This is a genomic window from Paenibacillus enshidis, from assembly GCF_042136365.1.
Classification (GTDB): Bacteria; Bacillota; Bacilli; order Paenibacillales; family Paenibacillaceae; genus Paenibacillus; species Paenibacillus enshidis.
In genome coordinates, this window is record NZ_JBHHMI010000012.1 from 23977 (window position 1) to 46222 (window position 22246).

20 protein-coding genes are annotated in these 22246 nt (G+C 52.7%); 19 read left to right on the forward strand and 1 reads right to left on the reverse strand.

Annotated features, from left to right (window positions below; genetic code table 11):
• The first annotated feature begins 492 nt into the window (after positions 1–492).
• The 9 genes from hisS (at position 493) to crcB (ACE41H_RS14840) (ending at position 12459) form a co-directional block, all read left to right on the forward strand.
• Positions 493–1746 (forward strand): histidine--tRNA ligase, encoded by a 1254-nt coding sequence (gene hisS / locus ACE41H_RS14800; RefSeq protein WP_375356221.1) that lies wholly within the window; start codon positions 493–495, stop codon positions 1744–1746.
• 45 nt (positions 1747–1791) lie between these two features.
• Positions 1792–3570, forward strand: a complete 1779-nt coding sequence (aspS, locus tag ACE41H_RS14805; protein WP_375356118.1) for an aspartate--tRNA ligase — start codon at positions 1792–1794, stop codon at positions 3568–3570.
• A 39-nt stretch (positions 3571–3609) separates the two neighbouring features.
• Complete coding sequence (locus ACE41H_RS14810) at positions 3610–4356, forward strand: tRNA threonylcarbamoyladenosine dehydratase (protein WP_375356120.1); 747 nt, start codon at positions 3610–3612, stop codon at positions 4354–4356.
• A 195-nt stretch (positions 4357–4551) separates the two neighbouring features.
• Positions 4552–5850: an NCS2 family permease gene (locus tag ACE41H_RS14815; RefSeq protein WP_375356122.1), complete on the forward strand. Its 1299-nt coding sequence runs from the start codon at positions 4552–4554 to the stop codon at positions 5848–5850.
• A 57-nt stretch (positions 5851–5907) separates the two neighbouring features.
• Entirely contained in the window at positions 5908–7677 is a 1770-nt protein-coding gene (locus ACE41H_RS14820) for an ABC transporter ATP-binding protein (RefSeq protein ID WP_375356124.1), read from the forward strand.
• Positions 7678–7821: 144 nt separating this feature from the next.
• Entirely contained in the window at positions 7822–9948 is a 2127-nt protein-coding gene (locus ACE41H_RS14825; RefSeq protein ID WP_375356126.1) for a HelD family protein, read from the forward strand.
• Between the two features lie 368 nt (positions 9949–10316).
• Positions 10317–11627, forward strand: a complete 1311-nt coding sequence (locus ACE41H_RS14830; RefSeq protein ID WP_375356128.1) for a replication-associated recombination protein A — start codon at positions 10317–10319, stop codon at positions 11625–11627.
• Between the two features lie 62 nt (positions 11628–11689).
• A complete protein-coding gene (gene crcB, locus ACE41H_RS14835) occupies positions 11690–12091 on the forward strand; it encodes a fluoride efflux transporter CrcB (RefSeq protein WP_375356223.1) in 402 nt (133 codons plus the stop codon).
• A complete protein-coding gene (gene crcB / locus ACE41H_RS14840) occupies positions 12088–12459 on the forward strand; it encodes a fluoride efflux transporter CrcB (RefSeq protein ID WP_375356130.1) in 372 nt (123 codons plus the stop codon). Before crcB (ACE41H_RS14835) ends, crcB (ACE41H_RS14840) begins: the two co-directional genes overlap by 4 nt.
• Before the next feature lie 152 nt (positions 12460–12611).
• Here the strand turns inward: crcB (ACE41H_RS14840) and mnmA are convergent, their stop codons facing one another.
• Positions 12612–13736 (reverse strand): tRNA 2-thiouridine(34) synthase MnmA, encoded by a 1125-nt coding sequence (gene mnmA, locus ACE41H_RS14845; protein WP_375356132.1) that lies wholly within the window; start codon positions 13734–13736, stop codon positions 12612–12614.
• Positions 13737–13996: 260 nt separating this feature from the next.
• On the opposite strand from mnmA, the gene cymR reads away from it, so the two are divergent.
• The 10 genes from cymR to ACE41H_RS14895 all read left to right on the forward strand — a co-directional run bounded on the left by cymR (position 13997) and on the right by ACE41H_RS14895 (position 22157).
• Positions 13997–14416, forward strand: a complete 420-nt coding sequence (cymR, locus tag ACE41H_RS14850) for a cysteine metabolism transcriptional regulator CymR (RefSeq protein ID WP_375356134.1) — start codon at positions 13997–13999, stop codon at positions 14414–14416.
• 15 nt (positions 14417–14431) lie between these two features.
• On the forward strand, positions 14432–15583 hold the full coding sequence (locus tag ACE41H_RS14855; protein ID WP_375356136.1) for a cysteine desulfurase family protein: 1152 nt from the start codon (positions 14432–14434) through the stop codon (positions 15581–15583).
• A 129-nt stretch (positions 15584–15712) separates the two neighbouring features.
• The gene (locus ACE41H_RS14860; protein ID WP_375356137.1) at positions 15713–16234 is read left to right on the forward strand and encodes a PRC-barrel domain-containing protein; all 522 of its coding nucleotides are present in this window, start codon (positions 15713–15715) and stop codon (positions 16232–16234) included.
• Positions 16235–16242: 8 nt separating this feature from the next.
• Positions 16243–16452, forward strand: coding sequence for a YrzR-like zinc ribbon domain (locus ACE41H_RS14865; protein WP_355320540.1), 210 nt, complete (start codon positions 16243–16245; stop codon positions 16450–16452).
• Between the two features lie 205 nt (positions 16453–16657).
• Positions 16658–17725 carry an AI-2E family transporter gene (locus ACE41H_RS14870; protein ID WP_375356139.1) on the forward strand — a complete coding sequence of 356 codons (1068 nt, stop codon included), beginning with the start codon at positions 16658–16660 and terminating at the stop codon, positions 17723–17725.
• A gap of 349 nt (positions 17726–18074) precedes the next feature.
• Positions 18075–20708, forward strand: coding sequence for an alanine--tRNA ligase (alaS, locus tag ACE41H_RS14875; protein ID WP_375356141.1), 2634 nt, complete (start codon positions 18075–18077; stop codon positions 20706–20708).
• A gap of 147 nt (positions 20709–20855) precedes the next feature.
• On the forward strand, positions 20856–21131 hold the full coding sequence (locus ACE41H_RS14880) for an IreB family regulatory phosphoprotein (RefSeq protein WP_355320537.1): 276 nt from the start codon (positions 20856–20858) through the stop codon (positions 21129–21131).
• Positions 21128–21544: a Holliday junction resolvase RuvX gene (gene ruvX / locus ACE41H_RS14885; RefSeq protein ID WP_375356142.1), complete on the forward strand. Its 417-nt coding sequence runs from the start codon at positions 21128–21130 to the stop codon at positions 21542–21544. Before ACE41H_RS14880 ends, ruvX begins: the two co-directional genes overlap by 4 nt.
• 14 nt (positions 21545–21558) lie before the next feature.
• Positions 21559–21864, forward strand: coding sequence for a DUF1292 domain-containing protein (locus tag ACE41H_RS14890; RefSeq protein ID WP_355320535.1), 306 nt, complete (start codon positions 21559–21561; stop codon positions 21862–21864).
• A complete protein-coding gene (locus ACE41H_RS14895; protein WP_375356143.1) occupies positions 21861–22157 on the forward strand; it encodes a DUF1292 domain-containing protein in 297 nt (98 codons plus the stop codon). Before ACE41H_RS14890 ends, ACE41H_RS14895 begins: the two co-directional genes overlap by 4 nt.
• Positions 22158–22246: the final 89 nt, after the last annotated feature.

Below are 22246 nucleotides of genomic sequence, written 5' to 3' on the forward strand. Positions count from 1 at the left end.
CAGGTTTTTTTTTGCCCAAATTATGCTTTTTTCTTACATCAGATGATACATCATCTTGACTTTGCCACGCTAGTTCATTAAAATCAGGAAATAATAATCTGCATAATGATTTGATGACGGGACCGAGTACTCCGACCCCACATGCACAGAGAGGAGCTTCCAGGCTGTAAAAGCTCCCTTGATGAGCGGACGAATGACTTCCCCGAGAACAGACGGCGAACCTCCACGGCAGTTTGATGAATTATGGTGGTCAGTAGCTGTGCTGCGCGGCACGGGCGTTATACGTTGAGCGGATATGAGCGTGAACTTTTTAAGTCAGGCGGCATATTCCGGAATGTGGGTGGTACCACGGGTGATTTTATAAATGGCAATCTCTCGTCCCTGTTTTGTGAACAGGGCGGGAGATTTTTTGTTTTGTTCACGGATTGCCAAGAAGACGGGCTGCTGCCTAAGGACAGGCAGATTGGCACAATAGACGGAGGGATGATGGACATGGCTTTTCAAAAACCGACCGGCACGCAGGATCTGCTGCCAGGTGTTGTGGAAAAGTGGCAGTTTGTCGAAGAAAAAGCGCGGGAACTATGCCGCCGTTTTAACTACCGTGAAATCCGCACCCCGCTGTTCGAGCAGACTGAGCTGTTCGTTCGCGGCGTAGGCGAGACGACGGATGTTGTGGAGAAGGAAATGTACACGTTCAGGGACAAGGGTGACCGCAGCATGACGCTGCGCCCGGAAGGAACAGCCGGTGTTGTGCGGTCTTTTGTGGAAAATAAGCTGTATGGCGAGCCTGACGTAACCAAACTGTATTATATCGGGCCGATGTTCCGTTATGAGCGGCCTCAGGCCGGGCGCCAGCGCCAGTTTCACCAATTCGGTGTGGAGGCGTTTGGAGCTACTGATCCGGCCATTGATGCGGAGGTTATCGCGCTAGGCTATCAGTTCTGCCTGGATCTGGGACTGAAGGGGGTACAGGTGGAGCTGAATTCCGTCGGCAATCCGGCCAGCCGGGCGGCCTACCGCCAGCGCCTGCTGGATTTCCTGAATCCGCTGCGTGATACGCTGTGTAAGGACTGCCAGTCCCGGATGGATCGCAACCCGCTGCGCGTGCTGGACTGCAAGGTGGATCAGGACAAGTTTATAGACGCACCGTCCATTCTCGACAGTCTGGATGAGGAGTGCACCGTGCATTTTCAGAAGGTGCAGCAGTATTTGACGGATATGGGTGTCGAGTACAAGCTGAACCACCGGCTCGTGCGCGGTCTTGATTACTACACGATGACAGCCTTCGAGCTTAAAGCCGAAGGGATTGGCGCCATTGACACCATTGGCGGCGGTGGCAGATACAACGGGCTTGTGGGTGAACTCGGAGGGCCGGATCAGCCGGGTATCGGCTTTGGCATCGGGCTGGAGCGTATTCAGCTGATTCTGGAACACCAATCGATCGGGCTTGATGCTGTCAAACCGCTGGATGTATATCTGGTGGCTCTTGGCGAAGCTGCCAGCCGTGAAGTGACGAAGCAGCTGTTCAAGCTCCGCCGAGCGGGCTATTCCGCCGAGCGCGACTATCTGGGCCGTAAGATGAAGGCACAGATGAAATCGGCCGACCGGTTCCATGCCCGTTATACCGCGATCCTCGGTGATGATGAGCTGGAACGCGGCGAGATTGCGCTCAAGGCGATGGACAGCGGAGAGCAGCGGACAGTCCGTCTCGATGATCTTGTTAATGAGTTAAAACCACAGGCTTAACCTTCCTAACAATTTAAAATTCAAAATGATAAAGGGGATGCAAGCATGAAAAGGACTCACCATTGTGGAGAGCTAACTACAGCCAACATCGGAGAAACCGTCGTCCTGAACGGATGGGTGCAGACGCGCCGCGACCTTGGGGGCGTGCTGTTTATCGATCTTCGCGACCGTAGCGGGATCGTGCAAATCGTATTTAATCCTGCTTATTCGGGAGATGCGCTGCAAATTGCAGACCGTGTCCGCACGGAATATGTGCTTGAGGTCAAAGGGGAAGTTGTGCAGCGTGACGCTGAAACGGTAAACCCGAATTTGCCTACAGGTCAGATTGAGGTCCGCATTACCGAGATCGAGGTGCTGAACGCGGCCAAAACACCTCCGTTCTTCATTGAGGACGGTATTGAAGTCGACGAATCGCTCCGTCTGAAATATCGTTATCTGGACTTGCGCCGTCCTGAGATGCACCAGACACTGAAGTTGCGTTCCAAAGCAGCCAAGGTATTCCGTGATTTCCTGGACGGTGAGGATTTTATCGAGGTAGAGACACCCATATTAACGAAAAGCAGCCCGGAAGGGGCACGGGACTATCTGGTGCCAAGCCGTGTGCATGATGGCGAGTTTTTCGCGCTGCCGCAGTCGCCGCAAATTTACAAACAACTGCTGATGGTGGGCGGGCTTGAGCGCTACTATCAGATTGCCCGCTGCTTCCGCGACGAGGATCTGCGCGCAGACCGTCAGCCGGAATTTACACAGGTCGACATCGAAACCTCCTTTATGCAGCAGGACGATCTGTTGGGAATGATGGAGCAGCTGATGGTAAAGCTGTTCCGTGAGACGATCGGCGTCGAGCTGGAGACACCGTTCCAGCGTATCACCCATGCGGAAGCGATGAGCAAGTATGGTTCTGACAAGCCGGATCTGCGCTTCGGTCTGGAGCTGATCGAGATGAACGATCTGCTGGCGAACAGCGGTGTGAAGGTATTCTCCTCCGTCATCGAGAAAGGCGGAGAAGTGAAGGTGCTGAACGCCAAAGGCTGCGGCACCTGGACACGCAAGGAGATTGACGATCTCGGACCTTATGCCGCACGTTACGGCGCGAAGGGTCTGGCCTGGATTCAGGTGAAAGACGGTGAGTTCAAGGGACCGATCGTGAAGTTCTTTACTCCTGAAGAGATTGAAGCGGTAAGAGAACGCACGGGAGCGGAGGAGGGAGATCTGCTGCTCTTCTCGGCGGATAATAAAAAAGTCGTCGCAGACGTTCTTGGCGCGCTTCGCCTCAAGATCGGCCGCCAGCTCGGTCTCATCGATGACAGCAAGTTCAAGTTTGTGTGGGTGGTGGACTTCCCGCTGCTTGGATATGATGAAGAGCAAAAACGCTATGTAGCGGAGCATCATCCGTTCACACGTCCGAAGGATGAAGACCTTGCCTTGTTCGACACCGATCCTGGCAAAATCCGCGCACAGGCTTATGATATCGTCCTGAACGGGTATGAAGTAGGCGGCGGCTCTATGCGGATCTATAAGCGGGACGTGCAAGAGAAAATGTTCAACGCGATCGGTTTGTCTGCTGAAGAAGCCAAGGATAAATTCGGCTACCTGCTGGATGCCTTTGAATACGGTACACCACCACATGGCGGCATTGCCTTCGGCTTCGACCGTCTGGTCATGCTGCTCTCGGGACGCACGAATCTGCGTGAGACAATTGCATTCCCGAAAACGGCAAGCGCAACCGACTTGCTGATGAACGCGCCCTCTGCGGTCGATGCCAGTCAACTGGAGCAGCTGCATATTCGTCTCGCACCGAAGCCTGCAAGCGCGAAGGCTTAATGCTCATTTCCTGAATATGGTTAAAAGGAGGTATCCGGTATGCTGCACCAATTTTCCCGTACCGAATTGGCGATCGGCCCTGAAGGTCTCGAAAAGATGAAAAACAGCACGGTGGCTGTGCTCGGCATCGGCGGTGTCGGTTCCATTGCCGTTGAGGCCTTGGCGCGTACGGGCATCGGCCGCATCATTCTGATTGACAAGGATGTTGTGGATATCACGAATATTAACCGGCAGATTCACGCTCTGACGACAACCATTGGACAGAAGAAAGCGGATCTGATGGTGGAACGGGTGAAGCTGATCAATCCGGAGTGTGAAGCGATTGCGCTAAATATGTTTTACACGGAAGAGACATACGAAGAGCTGTTCAAATACGAGCTTGATTATGTCATCGACGCTTCCGATACAATCATATACAAGATTCATTTGATCAAGGAATGCCTGAAACGTAATATCCCGATCATTTCAAGCATGGGGGCGGCCAATAAAATGGACCCGACCAAATTCCAGGTTGCGGACATATCCAAAACGTCCATGGACCCGATTGCAAGAGTGATTCGCACCAAGCTGCGCAAAGACGGAATCAAAAAGGGCGTGAAAGTCGTATTCTCCACCGAGGAGCCGATGAAGCCGCGCCAGGATGTAACCCAGCGGATTGTGCCGGACAATGCGCCCGAGATCCGCAAAGCCAAGCAGCCGCCTGCCAGCAATGCCTTTGTTCCGCCAGTGGCCGGACTGATCATGGTGAGCGTTGTGGTTAAAGAGATGCTTGCTGTGGAAAAATAGGACTCCAGGCAGCGGAGTCATTATGAACATGACGAAAGGCCTGCGAAGCCTCCGAATAGGCTCGCAGGTCTTTTGCCCATGTTTGCGGCATGGGATAGAGCTTACATCGCTTGTAAAAGAGAAGCCGGGCGATGTATGATGAGAATGTTTGCTTGTCCAACAAGATTACCCAGAAGATGTGGAGGCAGTACGTTTATGAATAAGGGTTTTCTATCCCGCAGCCTCGGGCTGAGGCCCGGGGATTTATGGAAAAAGGAAATCGCGGCAGGACTGATTTCTTATTTTTCGGTTGTATATATTGTGCTTGTGAATGCGGCGATCCTTTCCGATGCGGGGATGCCGCTGCAGGGAGCCATGCTGGCCACGCTGCTTACTTCCGCTGCCGGCTGCCTGCTGATGGCATTTGGCGGCAAGTCGCCGATTGTCGTTGTGCCTGGCATGGGAATCAATGCGTTTTTCACCTATACGTTGGTGCATTCCATGAAACTGAGCTGGCAGGAAGCGCTGACTGTAGTTTCGATTACCGGCGTTCTCTTTGCCTTCGTCGCGTTTACGTCCCTGTACCGGACGATCAGTGAGGCGATTCCACACAACCTGCAGCATGGCATTACCGTAGGGATCGGACTGTTCCTGACCTTTATTGGTCTGCAAAAGAGCGGCATTGTGATCGCTCACCAGACTACATTCGTTGCAATTGGGCATTTTAATGATCCGGGAGTGATCACAGCCTGCGTGACGCTGATGCTGGCGCTTGTCCTTTTTATCCGCAAAGTGCAGGGGGGACTGCTGATCAGCATGTTGGCAGGAACGGCGCTCGGTTATGTATTGGGAGCGGTGCACCCGGACGGCATGACGAAGAGCGAGGACACGGTGCAGCAGTTCGGGGAGCTATTCGCACATCTTACGCTGTCCGGCTTTGCCACGCTTGCCTTCTGGATTGCCGTGTTCCTGCTGCTGCTGATTGTGGTATTTGAAAACATTGGGCTCATCGCCGGCCAGACGGGAATGATCGGCAGACCTGAGACCTTCAAAGGCAGCCTGCGGGCATTGGCAGTCAGCAACATTCTGGCCGGCCTGTTCGGTAGCAGTCCGACTGTAGCCGCAGCGGAGTCTACCGCAGGCATTGCCGCCGGCGGCAGGACCGGCATGACCCCGTTGGTTACCGCGCTAATGTTCGGGCTGACCTTTTTCTTCATCCCCATGCTGACGTATATCCCTGACAGTGCGATCGCGCCAGTGCTCATTATCATCGGCGGGCTTATGGTGCAAAATGTGCGCGAAATGGATTTTTCAGGCTTTACGGACGCGTTCCCGGCTTTTCTGATCATGGTGATGATCCCATTTACCTATAGCATCGTGGACGGGATGGCCTTTGGTTTTATCGCTTATCCCCTTGCCAAGCTGGCTGCGGGAAAAGGCAGGGAAGTTCCGCGTGTATTGTATGTGATATCCCTGCTGTTCATTGCCAATTTTGTGCTGAACGCCAATTTGTAAGAGAGATGAAATACGATCAGCAGTTCCCGAGATCCTATACAAAAGGAGGGAGCTATAATGGAAACGACCACTTCAAGCGCCCCGAGACCGGATACGGCCGGACTGCGCCGATTTGCGCGGCTCATCAGGGACTCCAATCCGCCTCGTGTCGTATTGGCAGTGGCGCTGCTGCTTACACTCATCCAGACTGCAGCGGGGCTGATTGTCCCTTTGATGACCAAAGGACTGATTGACGGACTTACCGCTGATTCACTCAGCAGAAATGTGATGATCGGGCTTGCCGCTGCATTTATATTGCAGGCAGCCGCTTCGGCGGTGTCGATCTATATGCTGAACTATGCGGGACAGCGGATTATGGCCAATCTGCGCACCCGCCTCTGGAATAAGGTGCTGGCGCTGCCGATCCCGTTTTTCGACCGCAACCGTACCGGAGACACGATGAGCAGGGTAACCAATGATACGAGCCTGATCATGAACCTGATTACCGAATATCTGGTCAGCTTTGTATCCAATATTATCGCTGTTGTCGGCGGTATTGCGCTGCTGTTTTATCTGGACTGGGTGATGACGCTGATCATCCTGGCCGTGGTGCCAGTAACAGCTCTGATATTAATGCCGGTAGGGCGAAAAATGTACCGCATTTCCAAAAAGCAGCAGGATGAAATGGCTGATCTGACCTCAGTGCTGGGGCAGGTGATCGGAGAGATTCGGCTTGTTAAGGCTTACGGCACAGAGAAGAGAGAAGCCCGTTCCGGAGAGGACCGAATCCGCCGCATGTTCAAATTCGGATTGCAGGAGGCGAGAATTCTGGCCCTGATCGGACCGCTTTCCACGTTTGCCATGACGGCTGTGCTCGTCCTTATTCTTGGCGTCGGCGGAATTCGTGTAGCATCGGGGCTGTTAACAGCAGGGGATCTGGTTGCATTTATTTTATTGCTTTTTCAGGTCATTACACCTATGGCACAGTTCACAACCCTGTATTCCAGAATCCAGAAGGTGCTGGGGGCGACAGAGCGGATTCAATCCATCCTTGCTCACGAAGAGGAGCCGCAGGATAGCCGCAAGGAGGCGTCTCCCGAAGGTGAAAGCATCGAATTAAGAAATGTAAGCTTTGCCTATAACACAGGGGAAGAGGTGCTGCGGAATATCAATCTGGTGATTCCCGCACGTCAGACGACCGCTATCGTTGGTCCGAGCGGAAGCGGCAAGTCGACGTTATTCTCCCTGCTGGAAAGGTTTTATGTGCCTGCGGAAGGGGAAATCAGGTACGGGCAGGACCGGATAGATGACTATACACTCTCAAGCTGGCGGGCCAAGATCGGTTATGTGTCCCAGGAAAGCCCTATGATGGCCGGAACGATTCTTGAAAATATTACGTACGGAATTTCACATGAGGTAACCATGGATGAAATTCAGCGGGCGGCAGAGCTGGCGTATGCGGCTCCTTTTATCGACAAATTGCCGCAGCAATACAAAACCGAGGTGGGTGAACGGGGCATCAAACTGTCAGGGGGACAAAGGCAGCGCATCGCCATTGCCCGCGCATTTCTGCGCAGCCCGGATATTCTGATGCTGGACGAGGCGACCTCGGCGCTGGATAGCTCCTCCGAGCATGAGGTGCAAAAGGCGCTCGCCAACTTGATGGAAGGCCGCACCACAATCGTCATCGCTCACCGTTTATCAACGGTCGTTCATTCGGACCAGATCGTAGTGCTTGAAAACGGAAAGGTAACCGGATCGGGAACCCACGCGGAACTGATCCAGTCTCATGAGGTGTACCGTAAGCTGGCGGAAAAACAGTTTGTTGAGGCAGGATTGTTCCTGTGAGTTTTAAAAGCCATAAGTTATGCAGGTCATTAGGCCAGTGATAATTTATGGCTTTTTTTTGTTCGGTATGATATGATTTAGCTTCCTTTTTTTGAAAAAGTGGATAGGGCTCACAAAAAAATCTCTCTTAGGAGGTAACTGAAAGTGGAACAAGATTTTCAAAGTGCCTATCAAGAAGAACAGCAAAGGCTGACGCAGGTGATGGAGGAAATCGACCGCAGACTGCAAAAGCTGCAATCGGTTCCGGTGTATACTGGCCATGACTTTACGGAGCAGGTGCTCGAGGCGGGTCGGGAAGAAAGGCGTATGGCTTTGGGCAAAAGTCTGCAGGAGCCTTATTTCGGAAGACTGGATTTTGAGGAGAAGGGGAAGGGAGAGCGAAAGCCCCTTTATATCGGCAAAATTGGCGTGGATCGTGAAGAGGTGAGGGAGTATCCGCTTGTGATCGATTGGCGCGCCCCTGTGGCCAGCCTGTTCTACTCCTTTACAGGTGGGGAGGACCTTGCTTCCTATGAAGCGCCGGAAGGCCTGATTGAAGGGCTGGTCTATTTGAAGCGAAATGTCGTGATCCGGAAGCAAATCCTGGAAAGGGTTGCCGATACCTTCAACCGGGAGAGCGATGATCCCGCCGTATCAGATGAATTTCTCGTCTATCGGCTCGGAGAGAATAAAGATAACCGCCTGCGTGATATCGTTTCGACCATCCAGGCGGAGCAGGACCAGATTATCCGTGCCGAACGCGGCAAAGCGCTGGTCATCCAGGGCGTAGCGGGGAGCGGAAAGACTACCGTGGCGCTGCATCGTCTTGCGTTTCTGCTATACCAGTACAAGGAGCAGGTATCGGCCGAAAAAATGATCATTTTTGCGCCAAACCATATGTTCCTCGATTATATATCCGACGTGCTTCCCGAGCTTGGCGTCGGCAGTATACAACAGCGCACCTTCAATGATTGGGCTCTCGGCATGCTGGATACGGACCTCCAGCTCGCACCGGCAGAGGATGCGCTGCAGACCTGGTTTGAGTCCGGGGCAGCCAGACCGGAGGTAAATGAGGCCACCCCTGGCCGATTTAAGGGATCACTTGTTTTTATGCGGTTGCTTGAAAAGGTTGTGCAGCAGCTTGAGCCCCTGTCGGTGCCCGAAGGCGACTTCAGTCCGTGGGACGGAGCGGTCCTGTCCAGAAATGAAATCCTGCATTGGTTCAATGAAGAGTACAAGCCTTATCCCCTTGCCAAGCGTACCGAGCGTGTGCTGGCGAGAATCCACCGTTGGGTTGAAATGGAGCTGAAAAAAACGGCATCTGCCGCTGTATTGAAGGAACGGAAGAAGAAAGCGGCACAGCGGGAAAAGGCCTATGCCAAGAAATGGCCGCAGTATGAAGCGGTAAAGATGTACAAACAGCTTTTTCAGGCGGTTAAAGGTCCTGCTCTCCCTTCATCCATCTTGGAAGAAATTCCTGTCCAAGTGCTGAAGGGGACGGCGGCGGATTTGAAAAAAAATGTGCTGCGCGAGGAGGATCTTCCTGCGCTTGTATATCTGCACATTTTGACGCATGACATCGATTCGGGCAGCCGGTTCGATCATGTGGTGATCGATGAAGCCCAGGATTTTTCACCATTTCATATGGCGCTGCTGGATCTGTTTGTGAAAGGACATTCGTTTACGATTCTGGGGGACCTGTCCCAGGGCATTCACGCCTATAAAGGTGTTCAAAGCTGGGATGAGGTCAGCTCCCTGTTTGATAGCGGGGACACGGGGTATTTTGCGTTGACGCGGAGCTACCGGTCGACCCTGGAGATCATTGAGTTTGCCAATGTCATTCTGAAAAAGGGCGTGCGCAGCGGCATCACAGCCGTACCGGTATTCCGCAGCGGTGATCCGGTTCGTGTGCTCCCTTACGGCCCGCAGGGGCGAAAGCAGCATCTGCTGTCCGCGCTGCGGGAGCTGTCTGCTAAAGAATACCGCACCGTATCTGTGCTTACCCGCACTTTGAAGGAGGCTAAGGAGCTTCATGCCTACTTCACTGAGAAGGGGATCGATATTCACCTGATTGACGGCTCCATGAAGCAGTATGAGGGCGGGCTGTCGGTGCTGCCTGTCTACCTTTCCAAAGGGCTGGAGTTTGATGGTGTTATCGTGGCTGATGCGGACGAACAGCACTATGCTGCGGATGCCATGGACGCGAGGCTGCTGTATGTTGGGTGTACGCGTGCACTGCATGAGCTGTGGCTTATGTATGCGGAGCAGTTGCCGGAGTATGTCGAAGGATAGATGAAGGGGCGGGGCTGTTCTGAGGCGCTCCAAGAACGAAGCATTCCTCCAATCGCTGTTGACCCTCTGGGCCAAAGGCGAACGCTCCGCTTTTTCGGAATTGCTTCGTCCTTTCCGCTGCTGCGTGCGTCCTTCTACCATCAATACCAGACATAAATCGCCAATCTCCGGCGATTTATGGGTGGTAATAAAGTCGAGAACAGGAACGAGTTTCTCCCTGTTCTCGGCTTTTTGTGCTTTATGCGACGTTCGGTATGTATGTGCCCCAACCACTTACTACTCGTTTAACTGCAGTGTGACCGGCGGTATGTTAAAATAGAAGACGGTGTTAACGAACGGGTTATGCAAACTTTCAAGGATGTGAACATATGGATTTGTTTTCTTTTTCCCAGGAATCGACCCCGGGCAGCCGTCTGCTTGCGGACCGGATGAGGCCGGTAAGCCTGGATGAATATATTGGACAGGAGCATATTGTAGGCCCGGGAAAGCTGCTGCGGCGGGCAATTGAAGCCGACCAGGTGAGTTCCATTCTGCTGTATGGCCCGCCGGGATGCGGCAAGACGACGTTGGCTCATATTATTTCGAATCATACGCAGGGGAACTTTGTGCGTCTGAACGCGGTCGATGCCTCGGTAAAGGATGTCCGTGAGGTGATCGACCAGGCGCAGAGTAATAAGGCGATGTACGGCACAAAAACGATCCTGTTCCTTGATGAGGTGCATCGTTTCAACAGCTCCAGACAGGACGCCTTGCTGCCAGCAGTAGAGAAGGGGACGATCATCTTCATTGGGGCCACGACGGAAAATCCGTTTCACTACGTTAACGGGGCCCTGCTGAGCCGGTCCACTCTGTTTCAGCTGGAGGCCCTTACAAGGGAGCACTCGCTGGCCGCCATGCGCCGTGCCCTCGGTGATGAGGAAAAAGGACTTGGTTTCATGCAGCTGAAGGTCGATGAAGAGGCGCTGGATCATATCGCTACTATGGCGAACGGGGATATCCGGCGAGCTCTGAACGCCCTTGAGCTGGCTGCGCTGACGACCTCTCCGCAGGCGGACGGTACGGTCCATATCACGCTTGAGGTGGCGGAAGAGTCCATCCGCAGGCCGATTGTTAAAGCGGATGAATCCACACAGTATGATGTTCTGTCTGCCTTTCACAAGAGCATTCGCGGCTCCAGTGATGCGGCCCTGTTCTGGTTTCTGTATGCGGTGGAAAAGCTGGGCATGGACCCGATGACGTTCATTCGCCGCCTGATCGCTGCCAGCAGCGAGGATATCGGGCTGGCGAATCCGCAGGCGATGGTGCAGGCCGTCAGCGCGCTGGAGGCGTACCGCAATAACGGCTGGCCGGAAGCCAAGCTGAATATTGCCCAGGCGATTCTGTTTGCAGTGGAAAGTCCGAAATCCAACGCGGTAATTATGGCGATCTCAAATGCGATGTCCACAATGGAGGAGATCAAGTCGGCCGAGGTTCCCCTGCATCTGCGGGACGCCCATTATAAAGGTGCAGAGAAGCTGGGGCATGTCGGCTACAAGTATCCGCATAATTTCCCCAATCATTTTGTCAGACAGCAGTATTTGCCGGATGAGATTGCAGATCTGACCTTTTACAAGGCGACAGATCAGGGCAATGAGAGCAAGATCCGGCAGAATCAGCAATGGCGGGAATCTCAGAAATAAAAAGAACATAACTTTGTGCCACCAAAGTTTGGTTCGTCGCCATAGGAGAGTTGGAACCGATGATAAAAGATTTAATCTATGTAGGCGCTGGCGGGCTGCTTGGGACGCTTTGCAGGTATGGTGTACAGAAGTGGGTTCCGACGGCGGCCGGTGGGTTTCCGCTGGCGGTGCTGCTCATTAACCTGTCCGGCTGCCTGTTCCTGGGCTGGTTTTTTACGGTCACTCCCGGAGCATGGCGGATTCCGCCGCGCTTGCGCCTCGCCATTGGCACAGGTTTTACCGGGGGATTTACTACGTTCTCGACTTTTACCGTTGACGCGCTGCGGTTATGGAGCGAAGGCAAGGCTGCAGTATCCTTGCTGTATATTCTGGCGAGTCTTCTCGGAGGGCTTCTAATGTCCCTGGCCGGAATAAGACTGGGCCAATATATGGCTTCCCGCTCCGGAGGAGGCACAGCCGTATGATCTGGTTGATTGGCATCGGCGGTATTGCTGGCACGGTGCTGCGCTTCGGATTGGGCAAGGCGGTGTCTGCCCGCTTGGGTACTGCTTACCCGTGGGGGACATGGCTCATTAACATTTCAGGCTCATTGCTGCTTGGGGCTCTTTATCAGCTGTATTTAGCTGGGAGCCTGTCTCCCGCCCTGTGGGGGATGCTTGGCGTCGGCTTTTGTGGGGCTTATACGACCTTTTCGACCTTCGGTTATGAGACGCTTCAACTGATCGACAGCGGCCGCAGCGGCCGGGCAGCACTCTATGTGCTGTCTTCTGCGCTGCTCGGCATAGCGGGAGCAGCGCTCGGAATGGCGATTGCCTCCTGGTTCATAGCTTAAACTTCACAAAAAGATCCGGAAGCCCTGTAGCTTCCCTTCATCGTGGAAATGTCATGAAGCAGCGGAACGGGGGATATCATCCATACAACGAAATAGCCATCCTTCCCGGGGGGAAGAATGGCTATTTGCAGTATTGCCGTTTCATGCTTTTATCAGGCTTGAGGCTGCAGCTGCAGCTTCTCGATCTTGTCGATAGTGCCGCCGCCAAGGCAGACGTCACCGTTATAGAACACAACCGCCTGCCCGGGAGTGATCGCCTTCTGATGCTGGTCGAAAGCGACATGTACGGAGCCGTCTTCGCGCCAGGTCATTGTCACGCCCTGGTCGGGCTGGCGGTAACGGAACTTGGCTGTACAGCGCAGCGGCTGTGACGGAATCGCGTCTGCACCGGCAATCCAGTTCACACCCTCGGCAATAAGGCTTGTGGAATACAGGCTCGGATGCTTGTCCCCTTGCACAACGTACAAAATGTTGCGTTCCAGATCCTTGTCGGCTACAAACCAAGGCTCGCCGGTTCCTGATCCACCGATGCCCAGCCCCTGGCGCTGCCCGAGCGTATAATACATCAGGCCGTCGTGGCGGCCTTTGACCTCGCCGGTCACGATATCGACCATATCGCCGCCTTTGGCAGGCAGGTAGTTGCTGAGGAACTCCTTGAAGTTGCGCTCGCCGATGAAGCATACGCCTGTGCTGTCTTTTTTCTTGGCTGTGTACAGTCCCGCTTCTTCAGCAATCCGCCGCACCTCCGGCTTGGGGATATGCCCGATGGGGAACATCGCCTTTGACAGCTGCTTCTGGCTGAGCGCGTTCAGAAAGTAGGTTTGATCCTTGTTGCTGTCCACGCCGCGCAAAAGTGTATAGACACCGTCATTTTCCACAACCCTTGCATAATGGCCTGTAGCCACATAGTCGGCCCCCAAATCCAGCGCTTTATTCAGAAATTCGCCGAATTTGATCTCACGGTTGCACAAGACATCCGGATTTGGTGTACGGCCGGACTTATATTCATCAAGAAAATAGGAGAATACTTTATCATAATATTCTTTTTCGAAATTGACGGTATAGTAAGGAATATCGATTTGCTCACAGACACGGCGCACATCTTCCGCATCCTCTTCGGCCGTACAACGGCCGAACTCATCCGTGTCATCCCAGTTTTTCATGAAGATGCCGATTACGTCATAGCCTTGCTGCTTCAGCAGAAGGGCCGTTACGGAGGAATCGACGCCTCCCGACATCCCGACGACGACACGGGTATCTTTATTGGCTTTTGCCATCGTCATCACCGAACTTTCGTTGGATTGGTCAAGGATATGAATCCTTAACCCTCATATTGTAACACAATTTGTTGCAAGTAAAAACATGCAAGTAAAAACAGTTTGACAATCGGGAAAGGAAAGGTTACCATAAACGGTCTGGATATGATACCATAAGAGCTATGATCGGAATAGAATGTTTTTTTAACTTGCATTATGCAGCTTTGTCTTAACATAGATTTTGCATCATGCAGCAATTTATTTATGAAGAGGTGGCACCTTTGAAAATATCGACTAAAGGACGTTACGGATTGACGATCATGATGGAGCTTGCTGCAAAATACGGAGAAGGGCCGACTTCTTTAAAAAGTATTGCCGAGAGAAACCAGCTGTCCGAGCACTATCTGGAGCAGCTGATTGCGCCGCTCCGCAATGCGGGACTGGTCAAAAGCATCCGTGGGGCATACGGCGGATACATCCTGTCGAACGATCCGGCCGGAGTCACTGCAGGAGATATTATCCGCGTGCTTGAGGGGCCGATTTCCCCCGTCGATTTTACGGAAGAAGACGATCCGGCGAAGCGGGATTTGTGGCTCCGCATTCGGGACAGCATTGCCGGCGTGCTGGATTCGACAACCCTTAAGGACTTGATCACTTATCAGGAAAAGGATCAGACAGACAACTACATGTTTTACATTTAAACGAGGTGGCTTGCGATGAAACGGATTTATCTGGACCATGCCGCCTCGACTCCTGTACATCCTGAGGTTGCGCAGACCATGATGAACATCATGACTGGTCAATTTGGCAACGCTTCAAGCGTGCACGCTTTTGGCCGTGCCTCCAAACGCACGGTCAGCGAAGCACGCGACATCGTTGCGGCTTCTTTAGGATGCCTGCCGGAGGAAGTGATTTTTACGTCAGGCGGTACGGAAAGCGACAACCTGGCCCTCTTCGGAGCAGCGTTCGCCAAAGGGCGCAGGACCGGTCATATCATTACAACAGCAATAGAGCATCATGCGGTTCTTCACAGCTGTGCCGAGCTGGAACGACTAGGATATGAAGTAACTTATGTGCCTGTGGATCACACTGGGCGTGTGCTTCCGGAGGAGGTAGAGGCCGCTATTCGGCCGGATACGTTCCTGATCAGCATGATGTATGCCAACAATGAAGTCGGAACAGTTCAGCCTGTCATTGAAGTGGGGGAGCTGGCGCGCACCCGGGGCATTCTGTTTCATGTCGATGCTGTACAAGCCTTCGGAGCGCTGCCGATTTCATGCCGCGATCTGCCGGTAGACCTGCTGAGCGTGTCTGCCCATAAAATCAACGGGCCGCAGGGGATTGGAGCATTGTATGTGCGCCGCGGCACAGCCCTTCAGCCCCGGCAGTACGGCGGATTGCAGGAGAAGCAACGGCGGGCAGGTACGGAAAATATAGCAGGCATCACCGGCTTTGCGAAGGCTGCTGCCATTGCAACCGCTGTGGTTCATGAACGGAGAGAGCATGATCTTTCGCTCCGCGAAAAGCTGTTGAGCAGTCTGGAGAAGCGGCTCGGTAGCGATGGATTTACGTTGAACGGCAGCAGTGAGCATTTCCTGCCTCACATTGTGAATCTCAGCTTTCCCGGCTGCGGCACGGAGACGATGCTTATGAATCTGGATATGGAAGGAATTGCGGCGGCAAGCGGCTCTGCATGCACCTCCGGCTCCATTGAGCTGTCTCATGTTCTGCAAGCCATGAATCTTCCCGAAGATATTCTGCGTTCCGCGATTCGTTTTAGCTTCGGTTTGGGTAATACTACGAAAGAAATGGAATACACGGCTGAAAAAATTGCAACCATATCGCAAAGGCTGCGTAATAGGCATTAGGGGAAGCTCCGTACATTGAAAGGAGGGTAGCGCTGTTTTCCATTTCATCAGCCGAACGGCAAGACTGCTGCGTGCAAGAGCAAGACTTTACCGCATGTTCGGAATATGAATGATGAGGAGGCACCCGACATGAAGCTTCAGGAAATGATCGGTCTTGCTGTGTTTGATGTGGAAGACGGCAAGCAGATTGGCAAAATACACGATTTTATACTTACGGCGGACTGGACCATTAAAGGGATTGAACTGGAAGGGAAAAGTCTCTTTTCCTCCCACGTCAAGACCATTGATTGGGAAGACATCGTAGCGTACGGGGAAGATGCCGTAATGATTCGCAATCAGCAGGCTGTCCGCAAGACGGAAGCCGACGACATACATTATACTTATCTTCTTGGCGGCAGCAAGCTCAAGGATCTGTCCGTTCTGACGGAGGAGGGACTTATGCTTGGACATGTCACCGATGTTTATTTTGAGCAGGAATTGGGAAACAAGGTAAAAGGGATTGAAATCAGCGAGGGTTTCGTTTCGGACTTGATCGAAGGTCGGAAATGGCTGCCCTGCACCAACGGCATGTCCATCGGGGAGAATGCGATTATGGTTCCCCCGCTGAGCGAGCAGCGATTGGAGAAGGCTATACATTCTGTTAACGGATAGGTGAATTTATGAAATGTCCAAATTGTAATTCCAAAGATATAGGCAAAATCGGTTCTCACCAGTTTTACTGCTGGGGCTGTTACATTGAACTGCAGGTTATCGGAGATAAAATGTCCGTCTACCAGGTCGAAGAAGACGGAACGCTCAGTTCACTGGACGATCTGTTCTTCGGAGAGGAATATACTCAGGAATTCCCGCAGGCGCACGCATCCTCTTGAGAGGTAGTTCAAAAAGTCATTGAACACGCACTTAAATGATTTCGGTTGCCTGTTTTTTATTGCTGTAGTTTAACACGCGCTTGTTCTTCCGGATAACGGAAGATCAGGCGCGTTTTTTTTGGAAAGGGGAATGCGGGTTAATCCGGTCTGCTTCGGCATATACTGAATCGGAAGGCAAGTCCCAGAAAAGAAGGTGAAGCAGAAGATGGAGCATTTATCCAAAAACAGGTTTTTCCGTAATGGTGTGCTGCTGCTGCTCGGTCTGATGATTTTATACTTCCTGTGGCTCCTGCGTCCGCTGTTTTTCACTACATACGGTTTTTTAAAAACGATCATCGCGCCCTTCGCCGTGGCCATGATTATTTCCTATGTTCTTAACCCTGTCGTGAATATGCTTAGCAGCAGGAAGATGCCAAGGGGAGTGGCGGTGCTGCTCATTTATGCCTTTTTCCTGACCTGCCTTGGCGTCGTGTTGATGAACATCATCCCTATGCTGATTGAGCAACTGGAAGAATTAAATGAGCATTTGCCTGAAATTACAATGCATGCGCAGGGACTTCTGTCCGATTTGGACAATCAAATGATGCCTGGTGGCGTCCGCAGCGGAATGAATCAATGGGTTTTTCAGCTGGAAAACCGTATTTCCACGGCTATTACGGGCATTATGGATAACATCGGCGGCATGATTAATACGCTGCTCAATATTTTCATTGTGCCGTTTCTGATCTTCTATATTCTCAAGGATTTTGACGTGTTTGAGCGGGCGGTGGTATCAATTCTTCCTGGCGCTCACCGCAAGGGCATTGTTGTCATGCTGAAGGAAATCGATACGGCGCTCGGGCACTATATCCGGGGACAATTTCTCGTATGCGTCATTATCGGGGCGCTGTCTTATGCGGGATATATGATTGCGGGAATGCCCTATGCCCTGCTTCTTGCCAGCATCGTGGCGCTCTTTAACATCATTCCGTATCTGGGGCCTTTTCTCGGAGCCGCACCTGCAGTGATTATGGCTTCAACGATCTCAATGAAAATGGTGGTCATGGTCGTTATCGTGAATATTGTGTGTCAGATTCTGGAGACCAATGTGGTGTCACCGCAGGTGGTGGGCCGGACACTGCATCTGCACCCGCTTGCAATTATTTTTGCGCTTCTGGTGGGCGGAGAGATTGCAGGCATTCCGGGCCTGATTTTGGCCGTGCCAGTAATGGCTGTGCTCAAAGTAGTCGTACAGCGGCTTTTCGCCTACTATATCAAACGAAAAACGGTTTAGATTTTATTGACAGGTCCTATACCCGCAAGTATAATCAAGTATGAATGTTTACAGGATAAAACGTTGATGAAATCAAGTACGCCGGGTTCCTTTCCCAGAGAGCGGGCTTCTTCACAGGTTCTCCCGTGAAGGCTGCAAGAGCCTGTGTCAGATAACGGCGGAAAGCTCATTTCGGAGTGCGGCTCATCCCCGCCGGCAGGGACCCCGTTACCGGTCTGTATAAGGAGATCACTTGTTTATGCACGCCAGACAGTGATAACCAGGGTGGTACCGCGATATTTTCGTCCCTGATTTTTTCAGGGGCGTTTTTCTGTTTTTACCTAAATTTAAACCGATGGAGGTATGTGTTATGAAAGCCAGTGAAATCCGCTCCAAATGGCTGGAGTTTTTTAAGGAAAAGGGACATGCGATTGAACCGAGCGCTTCGCTTGTACCGCACAACGACCCGACTTTGCTGTGGATCAATGCCGGGATGGCGCCTTTAAAGCCCTATTTCGACGGACGTGTCAAACCTGAAAATCCGCGTATCGCGAATTCCCAGAAATGTATCCGCACCAATGACATTGAAAATGTCGGCAAAACGCGCAGACATCATACTTTTTTCGAAATGCTGGGCAACTTCTCCATCGGGGATTATTTTAAAGAAGAAGTAATTACCTGGGCCTGGGAGTTCCTGACGAGTCCGAAATGGATCGGCTTTGATCCTGAGCGGCTGTCGGTCACAGTTTACCCGGAGGATGAAGAGGCTTACAGATACTGGAATGAAAAAATCGGCCTGCCTGCGGAACGGATTATCAAGCTGGAAGACAACTTCTGGGACATTGGCGAGGGGCCATGCGGTCCTTGTACCGAGATTTTCTATGATCGCGGCGAAGCTTACGGCAGTGATATGTCGGACCCGGAAATGTATCCGGGCGGCGAGAACGAGCGCTATCTGGAAGTGTGGAACCTCGTGTTCTCCCAGTTCAACCATAACAAGGATGGCAGCTATACGCCGCTTCCGAACAAAAATATCGATACAGGCGCAGGCCTGGAGCGTCTGGCCTCCATCCTCCAGGATGTGAACTCCAATTTTGATACAGACCTGTTCCAGCCGATGATTCAGAAGACGGCTGCCATTGCCGGTGTTAAATACAATGAGGATCCTGAGAAGGATGTAGCCCTCAAGGTTATTGCGGATCATATTCGTACAGTAACTTTCGCTGTGGGCGACGGGGTGCTGCCTTCCAACGAAGGCCGGGGTTACGTTATCCGCCGCCTGCTGCGCCGTGCGGTTCGTTTCGGCAAAAAGCTGGGGCTGGACCGGCCGTTTATGTACCAGCTGGTGGAGACCGTCGGCGACGTCATGGGCGTATACTATCCGGAGGTCGTGGATAAGCGCGATTTCATCATCAAGGTGATTAAAACGGAAGAGGAGCGCTTCCACGAAACGCTGAGCGACGGCCTTGCCATTCTGTCCGAGATCAGCGAGCAGGCAAAAGCGGCGGGGCAGACGGTCATCAGCGGTACTGACGCCTTCAAGCTGTACGATACCTATGGATTTCCCTTTGACCTTACGGAGGATTATGCCAGTGAGCACGGCTTGACTGTTGACCGCGAAGGCTTTGACCAGGCGATGCAGGAGCAGCGTGACCGCGCCCGCGCCGCACGCCAGGACAGCGGCAGCATGAAGGTACAGGGCGGGGCGCTGTCCGAGCTGACGGTTAAAAGTGATTTTGTTGGATATAATGACCTCGTGACCGAATCCAAGGTACTGGCTATTATTTATGAGGATGTATTGGTCGATAATATAAGTGAAGGCCAGGAAGCGCAGATTGTCCTGGATATGACTCCGTTTTATGCGGAAAGCGGCGGACAGGTGAGCGACCGCGGGGTGCTGCATGGCGCAGCGGTAACCGCAAAGGTTCAGGGTATGAGCAAAGCACCGCAGGGCCAGCATGTCCATCAGATTCTGGTGCAGGCGGGCGAGCTGCGCGTGGGCGATACCGTACGGGCGGAAGTAGATGCTGAAGCCCGCCAGGATATTGAGAAAAACCATACTGCCACACACCTTCTTCATAAAGCGCTGAAAGAGGTGCTGGGCGAGCATGTGAATCAGGCCGGCTCCCTGGTGGAAGCTTCGCGCCTGCGTTTCGACTTCTCGCATTTTGGCAGCATTTCGGCCGAAGAGCTCGCGGATATTGAGCGCAGAGTCAACAGCCATATTTGGAGCCAGGACAAGGTCACCATTGATCTGATGCCAATTGATGAAGCCAAGGCGCTGGGAGCGATGGCTCTCTTCGGTGAAAAGTACGGGGACATCGTGCGGGTCGTCAAAGCGGGAGACTACAGCATTGAGTTGTGCGGGGGCTGTCATGTGGGCAACACCTCGCAAATCGGGCTCTTCAAGCTGGTGAGCGAGAGTGGCATCGGGTCCGGCGTACGCAGAATCGAGGCGGTGACTGGGCGCAGCGCGTACGAATATTCGGAAGGCCAGCTTGAGCTGCTGAAGTCGGCAGCCATGCTTCTGAAATCGAACGTTAATGAAGTGCCGAAACGGATTGAGGGGCTGCATCAGCAGATCAAGGAGCTCAGCCGCGAGAACGAATCGCTGCAGGGCAAGCTGAGCGCCATCGAGGCCGGCCAGTTGACCGACAAGGTTGTACAGGCGGGAGCCACGCAGCTGCTGGCCGTTCGCGTACAGGCATCTACAATGGATAATCTCCGTGCAATTGCCGATGAGCTGAAAGGCAAGCTGCCGTCCGCTGTGCTTGTGCTTGGAGCAGCGATGGAGGATAAAGTAAACTTTGTCGTAGCAGTGCCTGCCGAGCAGGTAAAAGCGGGTCTCCATGCCGGCAAGCTGGTGAAAGAAATCGCGGCCGTCTGCGGCGGTGGCGGCGGCGGCCGTCCGGATATGGCACAGGCGGGAGGACGGGACGCCTCCAAGCTTGACGAAGCGCTTGCCCGAGCAGTCGAGCTGGTGACTGCGGCTTCCGGCAGTTGAATAAATCAGCCGTAATTCTGAAAAATATACAGAAATCTGGGAAATTGGGGCCGTTAATTTCCTTGCAGGCACCAGGTTATGATATGATATAGAGGAATAGCTGGCATAAACATGTGTGTCATGTTTTTGTGGAAGCGAGGTGTCTACATGGATTCCATGGATAAGACGGTGAAGTTTAACGTCAAGGCCGACGAGAAGGAAGCGTCGGCGCAGGAAATATTGCTGACGGTATACGATGCTCTGGTCGAGAAGGAATACAATCCGATCAATCAGATCGTCGGTTACCTGCTGTCGGGGGATCCGGCTTATATTCCCCGACACAACAACGCCAGAAGTCTGGTGCGCAAGAAAGAACGTGATGAGCTGATCGAAGAACTGGTCCGTTCTTATTTGGCCAGCCATCGTCAGGGGAAGACGGAATGAAAGTGATGGGTCTGGATTACGGGGACCGCAGGATTGGCGTCGCCATGAGCGATGCCTTCGGCTGGACCGCCCAGGGATTAGAAGTTATCGAACGGCGTAAGGACGAGAGCGAGTATGGCAAGATTGCCGAGCTGGTGCGGGGCAACGAGGTTTCCGAAATTGTTGTCGGTCTGCCCAAGAACATGAACGGAACCGTTGGCCCACGGGGCGAAATTGCAATGGCTTTTGCCGAAAGATTACGCGAGTTACTGAACATCCCCGTTCACCTTTGGGATGAGCGGCTAACAACCGTCGCCGCAGAGCGGACGCTGCTGGAAGCGGACGTCAGCCGGAAGAAGCGCAAGCAGGTTGTCGACAAACTAGCCGCAAGCTTGATTTTGCAAAATTATTTGGATGCTAACATTAAAAGGTGAGGGGGATTTCGCTGATGGCAGATAATCGATTGGACCTGGAAGAAGAGCAGCCGGAAATTATTTATATCGACGACGAAGAGGGTAACGAAGAAGAATTCGAGGTCATCATGAAATTCGAAGTGGATGGCTCTGATGCCAAATATATGATGGTTGCACCGGTCGAACCCGAAGAAGATGAAACCGATGTATACGCCTTCCGGTATGAGGAAGACGGTGACGATATTAAATTGTACCCGATTACGGATGATGCCGAATGGGAAATTGTTGAAGAAACATTCAATACCTTTGTAGAAGCAGATGACGAGGATTTTGAGAAATGACGATGTATTCCCGTGAGGATTTGACCTGGACGACCGGATTGAAGGAAGCCTTCGGTTCACAAGTGGAGCTTGAAGACGGGGAAGGACATTCTGTTCCTTACACGCTGGAGGCCGAATTTGAGGTAGGCGGACAGGCATATGCGGTTCTGTGCGGACAGAAGGCGGCTGCGGGGGAGTATGAGCTTTTCAGGGTGGTATGGAAAGGCGATAAGCCCGAGCTGACGGTCATCGAAGATGATGACGAATGGGAGGATATTGCGGAGCTGTACGATGAGTGCACGTTCCCGGAATAACCTGCAGTTTGGAAACGACTTTAGATTGAATGATATCCCGGAAAGGGCGGACTTGTCCGCTCTTTTTGGTTGTGAAGGGGTTGGATATT